Origin of the sequence: Rosistilla oblonga (assembly GCF_007751715.1) — a bacterium.
Classification (GTDB): domain Bacteria; phylum Planctomycetota; class Planctomycetia; order Pirellulales; family Pirellulaceae; genus Rosistilla; species Rosistilla oblonga.
Genome location: NZ_CP036292.1, coordinates 4,576,826 through 4,589,444, shown reverse-complemented (window position 1 = coordinate 4,589,444; position 12,619 = coordinate 4,576,826). Strand labels below are relative to the sequence as shown.

The 12,619-nt window shown below is 58.7% G+C and carries 10 protein-coding genes; 5 read left to right on the top strand and 5 right to left on the bottom strand.

What is annotated here, in order from left to right:
* Window positions 1-7 precede the first annotated feature (7 nt).
* The 3 genes from CA51_RS16200 (at window position 8) to CA51_RS16190 (ending at window position 3,368) form a co-directional block, all read left to right on the top strand.
* The gene (locus CA51_RS16200; RefSeq protein WP_145122283.1) at window positions 8-1,435 is read left to right on the top strand and encodes a DUF1501 domain-containing protein; all 1,428 of its coding nucleotides are present in this window, start codon (window positions 8-10) and stop codon (window positions 1,433-1,435) included.
* Between the two features lie 219 nt (window positions 1,436-1,654).
* A complete protein-coding gene (dapF, locus tag CA51_RS16195; RefSeq protein WP_145122282.1) occupies window positions 1,655-2,494 on the top strand; it encodes a diaminopimelate epimerase in 840 nt (279 codons plus the stop codon).
* 88 nt (window positions 2,495-2,582) lie between these two features.
* Window positions 2,583-3,368: a lysophospholipid acyltransferase family protein gene (locus CA51_RS16190; RefSeq protein ID WP_145122281.1), complete on the top strand. Its 786-nt coding sequence runs from the start codon at window positions 2,583-2,585 to the stop codon at window positions 3,366-3,368.
* Window positions 3,369-3,395: 27 nt separating this feature from the next.
* On the opposite strand, the gene CA51_RS16185 is transcribed toward CA51_RS16190, so the two are convergent.
* On the bottom strand, window positions 3,396-4,508 hold the full coding sequence (locus CA51_RS16185; RefSeq protein WP_145122280.1) for a hypothetical protein: 1,113 nt from the start codon (window positions 4,506-4,508) through the stop codon (window positions 3,396-3,398).
* Between the two features lie 398 nt (window positions 4,509-4,906).
* Here CA51_RS16185 and CA51_RS16180 point away from each other — a divergent pair, with 398 nt between their 5' ends.
* Together CA51_RS16180 and CA51_RS16175 are read left to right on the top strand one after the other, a co-directional pair.
* Window positions 4,907-5,551 (top strand): sigma-70 family RNA polymerase sigma factor, encoded by a 645-nt coding sequence (locus CA51_RS16180; protein WP_145122279.1) that lies wholly within the window; start codon window positions 4,907-4,909, stop codon window positions 5,549-5,551.
* Between the two features lie 109 nt (window positions 5,552-5,660).
* Window positions 5,661-7,256: an anti-sigma factor family protein gene (locus CA51_RS16175; RefSeq protein WP_145122278.1), complete on the top strand. Its 1,596-nt coding sequence runs from the start codon at window positions 5,661-5,663 to the stop codon at window positions 7,254-7,256.
* 58 nt (window positions 7,257-7,314) lie between these two features.
* Here the strand turns inward: CA51_RS16175 and CA51_RS16170 are convergent, their stop codons facing one another.
* The 4 genes from CA51_RS16170 to CA51_RS16155 are packed head-to-tail and all read right to left on the bottom strand — an operon-like array spanning window position 7,315 to window position 12,579.
* Entirely contained in the window at window positions 7,315-8,955 is a 1,641-nt protein-coding gene (locus CA51_RS16170) for an ABC transporter permease (protein ID WP_145122277.1), read from the bottom strand.
* The gene (locus CA51_RS16165) at window positions 8,952-9,905 is read right to left on the bottom strand and encodes an ABC transporter ATP-binding protein (RefSeq protein ID WP_145122276.1); all 954 of its coding nucleotides are present in this window, start codon (window positions 9,903-9,905) and stop codon (window positions 8,952-8,954) included. Before CA51_RS16165 ends, CA51_RS16170 begins: the two co-directional genes overlap by 4 nt.
* Window positions 9,902-12,235 (bottom strand): hypothetical protein, encoded by a 2,334-nt coding sequence (locus CA51_RS16160; RefSeq protein WP_145122275.1) that lies wholly within the window; start codon window positions 12,233-12,235, stop codon window positions 9,902-9,904. Before CA51_RS16160 ends, CA51_RS16165 begins: the two co-directional genes overlap by 4 nt.
* Window positions 12,232-12,579 (bottom strand): hypothetical protein, encoded by a 348-nt coding sequence (locus tag CA51_RS16155; RefSeq protein WP_231745734.1) that lies wholly within the window; start codon window positions 12,577-12,579, stop codon window positions 12,232-12,234. Before CA51_RS16155 ends, CA51_RS16160 begins: the two co-directional genes overlap by 4 nt.
* Between the last annotated feature and the right edge of the window lie 40 nt (window positions 12,580-12,619).

The following is a 12,619-nucleotide window of genomic DNA, read 5'->3' as shown; positions in this document are numbered from 1 at the left end:
TCAAGCGATGAATAGTCGACGACGATTTTTGAACGACGCTACGACCGGCATCGGCTCGATCGCATTGGGCAGCTTGTTGGCGGGAGACCGTGCTACGGCGGCGCGCCCGGTGATCGATCCCGCGCAGCCCTACGCCCCGCGCCCGGCGCATTACCCTGCCAAAGCGAAAAACGTGTTAGTGATCTTCTGTGCCGGCGCGGTCAGCCAGCTGGAGACATGGGACTACAAACCGGAGCTGATCAAGCAGGATGGCAAGCCGCTGAAAGGTGGACCGGCGGTGACGTTCCAAGGACCTGCGGGAGACCTCGCCCGGCCGCAATACGCGTTTCGGCCGTACGGTGAAACGGGGAAGATGGTCTCCGACATGATTCCTCATCTGGCGGAACTGACCGACGAATTCGCGTTTATCCATTCGTTGACCAGCAAGAGCAATACGCATGGTCCGGCGGAGAACTTTCTTTCGACGGGATTTGTCGAAGACGGATTTCCCAGCGGTGGCGGATGGGTAACGTACGCGTTGGGGAGCGAAAATCAAAACCTGCCGGCGTTTGTGGCGATCCCCGATCCACGCGGCGTGCCTCAGGCGAGCGTCAATAATTGGGGCGCTGGATTCTTGCCGGCGGAGTTTCAAGGGACGCCCTTCAGTTCGAAAAATCCGATTCGCCATCTGGCTCCACCGGCGAAGATTTCGGCTGCGGCAGATCGTGCGGCGCGCGAGCATCTACAGAAACTGAATCAATTGCATTTGGAACGTCATCCGGCCGACGGGAAACTGGCCGCGCGGATCGCCAGCTATGAACTTGCTGCAAGGATGCAGTTGAGCGTGCCGGAGATCAGCGATTTGAGCACCGAGACGGCTCAGACGATGGCGATGTACGGCGCCGATGACTCATCGAATCCGATCAAAGCTGCCTACGCGAAGAACTGCATCTTGGCGCGGCGGTTGATCGAAAGCGGCGTCCGATTTGTGCAGCTGTTCAACGGCGCCTACGCAAGCGGCGGCGAATTGAACTGGGATGGTCACAGCAAACTGAAGGAGCAATACGACCGGCATGCGGAGATCATGGATCAACCAACCGCAGCGATGATTCGCGACATGAAAGCTCGCGGGTTGTTGGAGGATACGTTGGTCGTTTGGTGTACCGAATTTGGCAGAATGCCCATGTTCCAAAAGGGCGCCAAGGGACGCGATCACAATCCCGACGGGTTCACTTGCTGGTTGACCGGTGCGGGTGTTCGCCGCGGCGTCAGCCATGGAGTTACCGACGAACTGGGCCGCAAAGCGGTTGAGGATATCCATCCGCTGTACGATCTGAACGCAACCATCTTGCATCTGTTGGGACTCGATCACGAACAACTGACCTTCGAACACAACGGCGTCCAGCGGCGGCTGACCAATGTGGAGGGCCATCGAATCGCCGAAGTGTTGGCTTGAGCCGGTCGAGCGACGTCGCTGCGTCGAGCACCTATTTCGTGAAGCTGGGTAAAAGGTTATTTTGGCGGGCTGGATCGGAACTGCCGTTCGCCGCTGAATCAAGCGATTGCGTTGGGCAGGTGTACCGGTCGATGCGACGTCGACGACGCAGACCCCGTCGACCGCAACGCAGATAAATCACGGTAGGCCGGGTGTTGGCCGATGGGACGAAGATCAACGATGCAATTTACGAAGATGCAAGGGGCCGGCAACGACTACGTTTATATCGATTGCTTTGCCCAACCGACGCCTGAAAACATCGCCGACTTGGCGATCAAGATCTCCGACCGCCACTTCGGTGTCGGCGGCGACGGTTTGGTTTTGATCCAACCCTCGGAAATTGCTGACGCCCGGATGCGGATGTTCAACGCCGACGGCAGCGAATCGGAGATGTGCGGCAACGCGATCCGCTGTGTCGCAAAATATCTCTACGATCACGACATCCGGCGAACGCCGACACTGAACATCGAAACCGGTGTGGGCGTGTTGAAGTTGGATCTTCAAGCCGAGGGAGATCGGGTTCAACAGGTGACTGTGAACATGGGGAAACCGATCCTCGAAGCGGCTGAAGTTCCGACGACGATCCTTCCCAGCGGTCGTGTCGTCGACGAGAAGTTTGAGATCGACGGGCACCAGTTGTCGGTGACCTGCGTTTCGATGGGCAATCCGCACTGCGTATGTTTCGTCGAATCGGCAACCGACGAATTGGTGCTGGGGTTGGGACCGAAGATCGAAGTCGATCCGCGATTTCCAAATCGGACGAACGTCGAATTTGTCGAGGTGATCAGTCGTGGCGAACTGCGCCAGCGGACGTGGGAACGCGGTTCGGGCGAGACTTGGGCGTGCGGTACCGGCGCGTCGGCGGTTTGTGCCGCGGCGGTGTTGAGCGGTCGGACCGATCGCGATGTCTTGATCCATCTGCTCGGCGGCGATCTGCGACTGCGTTGGGATGAAGCCAGCGGCGACATGTTTAAAACCGGACCGGCTGTCGAAGTCTTCACTGGCCAGTGGGAAGGTTAGTCATCACACCGATGTCAGCATACCGTTGTACGTCCGAGGCACGCGTTTGCCACGCTGCAAATGCGCTGCGACTTGAAGGAACACGGAAGTGAAATTGACATCGGGATGGATCGGCGGTTCGCTCAGCTTGGGCATGTCGATCGCGGTTCGGACATGGATGAAGACGCTGCGGTTTCAGATCTCGTATTACGATTCGAGCTACGATCCGGCGAACGCTTCGTACACCACGCCGGGGATCTACATTTTCTGGCATGAATACATCCCGTTCATGTTCTATCTGCGCGGGCACAACGACGTGGCGATGTTGTTGAGTCAGCATCGCGATGCGGAAACTCTGGCGCGGGCCACGCGGTTTGTCGGCTTCGGCACCATTCGCGGATCGACGTCGCGCGGTGGCATCACGGCGCTGCGGAAGATGTTCCGCCAAGGCAAAACGATGAACCTGACGATGACTCCCGACGGGCCGCGCGGTCCACGCCGGGAACTCGCCGCGGGATGCGTCTACCTCGCCTCACGCCTTCAGTTGCCGATCATCCCGCTGGGACTTGGGTACGATCGCCCCTGGCGAATGCGCCGCGCATGGGATCAGTTTGCTGTGCCGCGGCCGGGCAGCCGGGCGCGGGCGATCATGGGGCCGGGGATTTGGATTCCGGCGAAAGCTGATCGCGATCAACTGGAGACTCACCGCCGGCAAGTCGAAACCGTGCTGAACCGGTTGACGGTGGAGGCGGAGCAGTGGGCGGAGACTGGACAGGCTGTCGGAAATCCCGTGGTGATCACAAGAACTCCACGGGCGCTCACCTGGATGCGCGGATCGGCCGAGCCAGCCATCGCGAAACTCGATGATGCTTCGCGCCGCGGCGTTGCGACGTGATTCAATCTCGGCCGGCAACTTGCGGCATCAGACAAGCATCGAACTGAAGATCAGCCAACGGAAGGTTAGGATCGTGCAGACGAGGCACATCCACCAACAAGCCGTTTGCGCGGCGCGATGCTTCCGCAGCCCGATCAACAAACCGCAAGCGCCTAGCGTGGCGATCGCTTTGAACGCGACCAGGGCCCGCGGGTTTTCCAAGAACTGAGCGCCAAACGGATTGATTTCACGCATCTGCCCTGCTTGCGATGTCAGCAGCGTCCAGGTGAGATCGAGCGCCGCGTGGGCGCAGATCAAAACTACCGAGACGACGGTCGCTTGGGACATCATCTCCAACAGGTTCGCATTGGGATACAGAGCCGGCGACTTGGGCGTTGTCATCATCAGGTGCCCAAAGGTGTAGACGCCGACGATCAGGCCGAACATCGTCATCGGATAGGTCAGTCGCGAGAGTGTTGTCGTGGCGGCAATCTGTGCGTTGTTTTCCGAAGCGACTTTGTCGTAGCGGTCGGCGATGACTTTGGCGGCTTCGACGAGTTCGGCCGACGGAGAATAGCTGACCAGCCACTGCTCGACCATCATTTGTAGTTCGGGATCGAGGATCGAATCCCGCATATCGGTAAACGGCTGCGAGGTTGGATCGGGATTCAAGAGGCTGGGGAAAAAGTCGACCTCGTCGACAAACTGCGCCGGACGCTGTCCAAAGGCGAGCACCACGCGCTTGCCTTCTAGCGATTGAACGAGCCGCCGCTGTACCCATTGGCTGTCGCGTGGTTGCCGCGACGGTTCGGCGTTAGCACGGCGATAGCGTGGTTGGCCGATGTCGTCGTCGAACCAAAGGGGAATACCGTTGGCGTGAAGCTGTCCCGTTTCCGGATCGGTTTTGATTTCCAAGGGGCAGGGGATGTGTTTGCCATCGACAAACAGGAACCCCGCTTCGACGCGATCGACGCGGTCGGACCAGGCTTCGATCGCACCGGGCGGTGCAAACGATCGCTTTTTGCGGAAATGATCGGTCCGATTCGCAACGCTCCAGGCGGGCTCGGGTTCGAGTTCCGCTGTCGGTTCGCGGGAGGGCTCGATTCCGATCACTGGATGCGCGAAACCGAACATCAGGCACAGCATTACGAATCGCAACATTATTCCATTCACCTTTCACGCGACCATCCAGTTCGTCGGCGCAACTGCGTCGAGAAAACCGCGATCCTCCAACGCTGCCAAAAGTTAGGCCATTCATCTTGCCCGGCAAGCCATTGCGAGTCAACGCACGGAGGTAGAAACCCTTGCGTCGGGGAGAAGTTTCGCGTCGGATTCGTCAATCTGCGATCGCGGGGCATTCGCGATTTTGCGCGAAACTTTGTCGGCTCACCGCGGTTTAAATAGCCCGGGTGATGTAGTTTCCCCGGCGGTCGTGCGCTAGACTGAACGGCAGCACAACATGCGATGATCAGGCAGTTCCCGAAGGACTGAATATTGCAGGTTTCACTTCCTTAAATCCCTGGGACGATTCGACTTTGCCCGTTAGCCCATCTACTGCGTTGCGTTACCAGCAACTGGACCCCGATGTCCGTTTGATGCTGCGCGTGCGCAACGATGACGCCACCGCGTTTGAAGAATTAGTACACCGATATCAAAACCGTTTGGTGCAGTTGTTGGAACATTTGGCACCGCGACGGGATATGGCCGAAGACCTCGCGCAAGACGTCTTTCTGCGAGTCTATCGGGCCCGCAAGAGTTATGAACCGGGAGCCAAGTTTTCGACATGGTTGTTTACGATCGCTGGCAACGTGGCAAAAAATTCGCTCCGTTCGGCCAGCCGTCGACGCGAGGTCCGGGCGACCGACGCGCCAGTTCGCAACTCGGGCGAAAGCGATGCGACGCTGGAGTCGTTGGCTCTGGCAGCTAGTGGGCTGATGCCGGCGCGGCAGATCGAGGGTTTGGAGCGAGCAGAGATCGTTCGGATGGCGATCCAGTCGCTCAACGAACGCCAGCGGATGGCGTTGTGGCTGAGTCGGTTTGAAGAGCTGAGTTACGCGGAGATCGCCGACGTGATGAAGATGACGCCGCAAGCGGTCAAGAGTTTGTTGTCCCGAGCGCGGGTGAACCTGAAAGAGATCTTAGAACCGTACGTAAACCAAGGGGCTCAATTGGCAGCCTCCAACCGAACCGAAGACCCCGCGTAAAGCGAGCGGTTTGCAACACGTCGCACACCGAGAATCCAAACGCAGCCTGTCGCTACCCTTCATTTTTCAGCGAACCGAAATCGCAGCCTTTTTAATTTCAAGTAGAACAATGGAAGCAACACGCCCGATCGACGATGGTTCGCACAGCGACCTCGACGAACAATTGGTTGCCTATCTGGACGGAGAACTCGAGGACAACCAACGGGCTGCGCTAGAAGAACGTTTGATGGAGGATCCCGATTGCAAGCAGCGGTTGCGGACGCTTCAGCAAACCTTCGATATGCTCGACGAACTGCCGCGGACGACAGTCAACAGCGACTTCGCTCGCACGACGGTCGAGATGATCGCGATCAACGCGTCGCAGGAGCTGGAGATCGTCAAACAACGGCGTCCTTGGAAATTGACGGCTGCCACGGTGGGCCTGGTATTCACCACCGCGATCACGTTTCTGGTTGGTGTCGTGATCGTTCGCGGCTATCAACGCCAGCAGCAAAGCGAACTGCTCGAAGGCCTCGCCGTCGCCGAACATCTTCGCGCTTATTCGCAGATCAAAGGGGATGCGGATCTGAAGTTTTTTGCTGAGCTTGCGGAACAGTCGGCTTGGCAGGAACACGTTTCAATCAGCCGCGATTTGGAAGAGCTGCCGACTCGCGATGTTCAGAGTCGGTTGTCGGCGGCTGCCGAAGCGGCGCGGACGGAACAGCTGGCCGAGATGCCTGCCGATCTGAAACGCGACCTGCAGTTGCAGTATGAACAATTGATCGCCCAGCCGGCGGCGCGGCAAGCCGAACTTAAACAGTACATGCAACAGATCGAATCTCGCGACGATGCCGAGCGGTTGACGCAGACGTTAGTCAGTTATGTCGATTGGCTCGATACGCTCTCCCCGCCGCTGCAGACAAAATTGCAATCGGCATCGGCTGCCGAACGATTGCAGTTGGTCGCCGAGACTATCCAGGAGACGCGCAAAGGAGGGCAGGAACAATTGGCGGCGGAGGATCTGGATCATTTGTATCAAGCTCTTTTCCAGATTGCCCAGACGCGAGTGGCTGACTTGCCGAACTTCTTTTCCGAAGAAGGGTTGGCCGGTTTGCAGGGCCGGGCAAAGGCGATCAGCAAACAGCAAGGGATGAGCGTCGACGATGTGCTTGGACATATGTTGGTCAAGACGTTTGTGTTGCCGGCGATGCGAAACGGGCCGGCACGCGACGAAGGGCCTTCCAGGATGCGGCCGCTGACTCCACGGGAGCAACAATCGATCCGAAAATCGCTCAGCCCCAAAGCGACTCAGTCTTTGCAACGCCTGGAAAATATTGGCGAACAACAAGGTCAGCTGTTCCTTTGGGCGATGTTTGCGACTTTCAAACGCTCACCGATCGACGGCTTTGGCAACAATCCGCTGGACACCTACGAATCGGCTGATGCGATGCTTCGCGAGCGGATCGATTTGAGCGACCCCAGCGAAGCGCTGAAGGCGTTGCGAAGTCGCGGTGGGCGCGGCGGGATGCGTCCTTGGGATCGCCGCGGTCCCGACCGACGCGGATCCGATGGCCGAGGCCCCGGTTTCGATTCGTCGGGCTTCGAACCAGGTAATCGCGGCGGCGGACCTCCTCGCGGTGAGAATCGATCCAACGACCGCCGCCCGCCTCGCGAAGGCGATCCCGAACGCAGCGATCCGCCGCGTGTTGATTCGGTCGACGAATAGATCCGTCGACAGCTGTTAGTGTTTTCCGACGATGTCCGTTTCAAATCCTACAGGCGTTCTAGGCTAGCGGATCGATCGGGGCTTCGCTTTCTGGCAGTGGGTTTAGCGCTGCCAGTTCATCAAGGACGCGCTGCGGCGTGGAGACCCGGCGGACCATCACGTCGCGTCCGACGTATAGCAGATTTGCGGCGGTCGCCAGCAGCCCCATCGTCAGCACCATCCATGGGACGTGGGGTGCCGCGGCGTTGTTGCCGAACTGGACTAAGGTCCAGGCCCAGTTGGTGACCTGCGTTTCGTCCCAGGAGAAGCTGCGGAAGTTGTTCAGATACAAGCCGATCGAGTAGGGGATGATGCAGCCGAGCGACATCATTAATAAGGTGGCGACCAGCGATACAAAGGGAGTGACGCTCCCTTTGGAGCGAACCAGCGAGACCAGCAGATGCGTGATGCCGAGGAAAAACATCATGTATCCCAATAGCGTCGCAGCGAGCGGCAGGATCGAACTGGTCCGTGCGAAGCGGGGAACCAAGCCGATCGTTTCCAGCGTGTAGATCGTGGCGATCACGCCGGCGAAACTGGAGATCGCGAAAACCATACCGGTTCCCGGCCCGGGATTCAGCCAGGTTAAGAGGACTCGCCCAAGGAAGGTCTTGGGGAGGTCGCGTCGGACGCGGGCCGAAAGCGTTTCGGATTCGCCCAACATTAATCCTCCCATGAACGTCCAATAGATCGCGGAGAAAAAGGCGAGCACCAGGACTGTCCCACGGCCTGGTAAGAAGTCGCTAAACAGGCTGCCGGAAAGTCTGTTCCCAAGTTGCTGAGAATACATCAGCAGATAGATGATCCAAAACATCGCGACCGCTTGCAGCACCAGCATCATGATCCGCAACCGCGTCGCCCGGTTCTCGCTGATCGGCGACAGGCAAGAAGCTGACGCGACGATCAAGAAGATCGCTACGACCAGGTAAAGCGAGAAGATCGCCAACAGCAGAACCACCAGTTCGGTGTCGTCGTTGCGAATCCCCGCTGTCATCAACGACATCGCAAACGCGCCGTGGACATACTCTGCGATCAGAACTAACAGAAGCATCCCGATCATCAGCAGCGACTGCAGCGATCGCGTGCTGGCGATCGACGCTAAGAACAGTCCTACCACGACCATAAAGACTGAGGTCAGAAAGGTCGATGCGATCAACAGCCCGATGCTTGGTAGATCGATGCCGCGCAAGATATAGGTGAAGGCAACGCATGGAACCAGCGCGGTGAAATAGATCACCAGCTGCAGAACCGAACTCGCCAACTTGCCCATGATGATCTGGTACGCCGAAAGCGTCGTGATCGAAAGCACCTCAAACGTGCCGTCCTCGCGTTCGGCGACCAACGATCGATTGGCGGCCATCGGCGCGACCAACATCATCGGCACCGCCAGGACCCAGTAGTATCCCATCAGCATCGCGCGGCCACCGGGAACATAATAGATGCCCGGCATCATCAACAGCGTTCCGGCAAACGACCAGATCCATGCGCCCAGCAACAACACGGCGAAGGTCCAGATAAACTGGCGACTCTTCAGCGCCTGTCGCGCCTCTTTGACGAGGATCGGATTGCACCAATCTCCCGCGCGATCGAAGAACCCATCGATGCGATCGATCCACGCCGGCGTCGATTCGATTGTTGGTTGCGTCGCTTCCTGACTCATTGCACCAACCCTTCGGTAACTTGCATAAAGACATCTTCCAGCGATCGGGCGTGCGACGAAAACTCAGCCACACACACTCCCGCAGCGATCAACGAAGCGAGCAGGTTTGCTTGGTGAGTGACATCCCCCTCATATTGAAAGCGGACCAGTTCCCCGTCGACGACCAAGTGGTCGACGTGTTCATCGCTGCCCAATAGATTGGTCGCGATGTCCAGGTGATCGATCACGCGAACAATGAACTCGCGATGCGTCCGCTGTTGCCGCTGAATCTCATCGACGGTGCCGGTCGCCAACAAACGCCCCTGTTCGATGATCCCGACTCGATCGCACATCTCCGCCAGTTCGGTCAGGATGTGGCTGCTGACCAAGACGGTTTTGCCATCATCAGCTAGCGCACGAATCATCCGCCGCAGTTCGATTCGCGCTCGGGGATCGAGACCGGCGGCGGGTTCGTCGAGAATCAGTACCGCCGGGTCGTGAACCAGAGCGCGGCCCAGGCACAGCCGCTGTTTCATCCCTTTGCTAAGTCCGCGGATCGGTTTTTCCGCGATGCCGTCCAAACGCGTGAAGTCCATCACCCAGCGGACCCGCTGGTGACGCTCGCGGCCAGCCAATCCGTAGGCTCGCGCGTAGAAGTCGATGTACTCCATGCAGTTGACGCTGGGGTAGGTCCCAAACGCATCGGGCATAAAACCCAATCGTCGACGGACGTGATCGGGATCGTTGACAACTGAAAAACCGTCGACGTAAGCATCACCCAGCGTCGGCAATTCAAGCGTCGCCAGGATCCGCATGCTGGTCGTCTTCCCAGCGCCGTTGGGGCCGATGTAACCGAAGACCGTTCCACGGGGAACACTAAACGACACATCGTGCACTGCGCGGGTCTTGCCGAAGCTGCGATGCAGTCGCCGCAGTTCGATCACCGAATCGTCGACGTGATAGCCGATCATTGTCCGCTCTCCTGGTTTTCGCTTCCCGCTTGATCATCGCGATCGGTCGCTTCGACGGCGGCGTCCGGCTGCCCCTCGAACTGCACCTCGCCCATGATCATATGAATGCACTCGACCGGCTTGGCGTCTTCGATCCCGATCGCCCGGTCGGGCAAATCGGCGAGGGCGATGAAGCGGTTCGCCGGCGGAGTTCCCTGTTCGACCATCGCGGTGCGGAACATCGCTTCGACCAATCCTCCTTCGTTCTCGCTGTAGAAGGTGGTTGGGTTGCGCCGCAAACGCAGACCGCGATTGCCAAGTCGCAGCAGTTCGCTCTGCGAGGCATCTTGAAAACCAGCGGGAAGTTCTGGCGCGTTATTCAGATAGTTAGTCGTCATCCAACGAGCGGCATCGAGCGCTAGCAAAGCGGTTGCGTCGACAGTCGCTCCCGAGTCGAGCGACTCTGCGAGCCAATAGTGCTTGCTAGCATCGGCCAGCAGGATCGATTGAATCCGGTAGGCTGTCTGGTTCTCGACGCGGACGAGGCCATCGCCAGCGTGGGCGATCACGCTGCCTGCGTTTTGCGTCGGCGAAATCACGATGAATTGCGACTGAGTCCGCGACGGCATGAAGGTCCCAGTAAACCGGATCACGTCGTCGTCGACGGCGATTTGGGCGGAAGCGGGTTCACTGGTGATTGGCGATAGTGAAGCAGAGTTTTGTAGTTCACGCAGCGGATAGACCGCACTGTCGCGAGACCATGCGACGCCATCGCGTGGCCGCAGTCCGGAGAAGTAGGTTTGCCGGGACCACGTGATTCCGTCGCCGGCGGAGTTTAAAAGCGTCAGATGACGGACTCGCACTCGGCTGCCAAACCCGTCGGCAATCAAGGCGTACAGTCCGATCGCCGCGGTACAGATCAGAGCCACGATCGGGGCAAAGACAAAAAACAGATACAGCCGTTTAAGGTACAGGAAGAGATAATAAGATACCGGGCCGACCAGCAGCACAAACAACGAGATCATCCCCAGGAACGTATAGACCGGAGGTTGGCCAACCTCTGCGATCAACCAGTTCCAGAAGTTGTGGTCGCCGTGAGTGATGTTCATTCCCAGTCGGTTTTCGGTTCCGATCCGCTGCCGCGATTCACCGATCACCGCCATCCATAAATTGGGCGATCCCGGGAACGGAAATGGATCATCCAGGTGGACGATCTTGCCGGCGAGGTAGGGCGTGGTTTCGATCCGCTGTTGGATCGATCGAGTACCTTCGAGCAGTAGAAACGGGTGCTCCAGGTCCAAACCCGAAGCGACTCGCCGCCGTCCCGGATCGAGTCCCGAAGGAGGAGTGTTCAGGCCTGTCGCTCCCGGGAACCGCGCGGTTTGTGGTTGCAGAGATTCTTGGATCCTCTGCAACGGAATCCGATCCCATGGGCTGGTTAGCGAAAAGAGTTCGTCCAGCCCGGCGGTTCCCGCGTCGCCATAACACCACAACATACCGCCGGCGGCCAGCCATTGGCGAAGCGATTCGAACTCCGGCGGTGACTCTTCGTGGATCCGCTGCAGAGTTTTGTCGGAGACCAAAATCGCATCGGCGAAATTGTAGTCCGTCCAGCGCGGCGGCAATCGATCCTCGTGCGTCCGCCGAATGACAAACGGACTTCCCGAAGATGTCTCCGCCGATTGCTTCGCCTGTTCGTGGTCCAGTTGCGGCGGCTGCCAATAGATCGAACTGGGGCGTTCGCCGCGTGCTCCGGCAGATAGCGACCGACAATCAGGAAACCGTTGCCAAGCCGGCGGATCGCTATCGACAGTCCTCGCTTCGATGATCGCGATTGTCAATTCGGGCAGCAGCCCCAGCGTCAGAAAAACGGGCGAGTACAAGTCGCTATCGAAGCCTGGTAATAGGACGCCATCTTCGAGAACGCGAACTCCACAATGGCTCCAGCGGTAGTAGACCGGCGCCGCAAACGTCTCTTCATAGACGCTGTCGGATTCATGCAGCGTGATCGTTTGGCGAAAGTCGAATGTGTTGTGGCTCGGCGGATTCAAACGTGGACGCAGCTCGATCGTCAACTTCCGCTCCGCTCCAAAGCTCGGTCCGATCGCGCGAACGACGACGGTGACCGGACAGATCCCAACGCGGTTGCTTTCGCCTGCGGTTACCGTGATCGCGATCTTCGATCCCTTCATTCCCGGCGGCGGAAAGCTCGCTAGCAATTCGTCGGCTGGTGCTGTGTTGGGGCTGGCGAAGCAGAGCGGGAACAGCAGGACAAGCGTCGTGCATCGCAGCAGACATCGTCGCAAAGAATTCGGAATCGATTCGCGGCGGCCGCCGCTGACGTCCTTCACGAGTTCGCCTCTTGAGGATCGCTTGGCGCCGCAGCGGCTGTGCTTTGCTCGGATGAACTTCCCAAGTTTGCGATCGCGGTGGGGATCCAGATCGTCAGAAACAGTACGGCGTAAATGGCAAAGAAACCGGCGATCGCGACCAGGGTAGCGATCCCCGCCTGGGCCCACAGGCTGCCCATCACCGCCTGTCGCAAGATCCAAGCGATCAGTACCGAGAGCGTGAAGCAGATTGAAAACCACCGCAGGGTGAAGCGTGGCAGCAGGCCGCCGGATTCGATGTATTCCATGATGTTGACGATCCGAAGGACACGCCCGCGATCAGCAGCGATTCGATCGAATGCCACGAGCGTTGGATTGTTTGCGGCAAGTTTTGTCATCCGCCGC

What these genes read in the sequence shown, in the direction of transcription:
- CA51_RS16185 (WP_145122280.1), bottom strand. Translation starts at nt 4,508, where the DNA reads ATGTTGCGATTCGTAATGCTGTGCCTGATGTTCGGTTTCGCGCATCCA.
- CA51_RS16200 (WP_145122283.1), top strand. Translation starts at nt 8, where the DNA reads ATGAATAGTCGACGACGATTTTTGAACGACGCTACGACCGGCATCGGC.
- dapF (WP_145122282.1), top strand. Translation starts at nt 1,655, where the DNA reads ATGCAATTTACGAAGATGCAAGGGGCCGGCAACGACTACGTTTATATC.
- CA51_RS16175 (WP_145122278.1), top strand. Translation starts at nt 5,661, where the DNA reads ATGGAAGCAACACGCCCGATCGACGATGGTTCGCACAGCGACCTCGAC.
- CA51_RS16170 (WP_145122277.1), bottom strand. Translation starts at nt 8,955, where the DNA reads ATGAGTCAGGAAGCGACGCAACCAACAATCGAATCGACGCCGGCGTGG.
- CA51_RS16165 (WP_145122276.1), bottom strand. Translation starts at nt 9,905, where the DNA reads ATGATCGGCTATCACGTCGACGATTCGGTGATCGAACTGCGGCGACTG.